The organism is Brevibacterium sp. FAM 24630 (assembly GCF_049804075.1).
Classification (GTDB): Bacteria; Actinomycetota; Actinomycetes; order Actinomycetales; family Brevibacteriaceae; genus Brevibacterium.
Genome location: NZ_JBNBZD010000082.1, coordinates 1 through 452, shown reverse-complemented (window position 1 = coordinate 452; position 452 = coordinate 1). Strand labels below are relative to the sequence as shown.

Annotated in this window: 1 protein-coding gene and 1 pseudogene; one reads left to right on the top strand and one right to left on the bottom strand. The window is 59.3% G+C overall.

Annotation, left to right across the window (positions count from 1 at the left end):
• Positions 1-97: 97 nt before the first annotated feature.
• Positions 98-340, top strand: coding sequence for a GNAT family N-acetyltransferase (locus ACPUD7_RS17830; protein ID WP_425120660.1), 243 nt, complete (start codon positions 98-100; stop codon positions 338-340).
• On the opposite strand, the pseudogene ACPUD7_RS17825 reads toward ACPUD7_RS17830, so the two are convergent.
• Positions 326-452: pseudogene (locus ACPUD7_RS17825) on the bottom strand (IS5/IS1182 family transposase); the annotation flags it as partial. The gene ACPUD7_RS17830 and the pseudogene ACPUD7_RS17825 sit on opposite strands and share 15 nt — an antisense overlap.

Below are 452 nucleotides of genomic sequence, written 5' to 3'. Positions count from 1 at the left end.
CCCCCAGAATGCCTCGACTCGATCGGAGTTGTCATCGTTGTGTTCATCGCGGGGATACCTCCTCCCGCCCTCTACGACACCAAACCGGACCATCCGGGTGTCTCATCTAAGGCTGACACAGAGGGCCATCGCTCCATTCGGCCTTAGGCCCAATCGTGCAGTCGTCCATCTGTTGGCAGAAGTCCAAGGCGAGACCATTGCCTGCAGCGCGACAGCGCTTGCCGGTGACGTCGCAGCCATTGAACATGTGGTCACCGTGGAAAACTATCGGCGGCAGGGCGTCGGGGCTGCCATGACGGTAGCAAGCCTCGAATGCGCACGAGACCTAGGGCGTGTCTGATAAATGCTGTAACCAAGCGATGACACCGTTGAGCACGACAGCGGCTCGATAGACGACGGCGAGTTTGTCATAACGAGTGGCCAGTCCTCGCCACTGCTTCAAACGGGCGTAC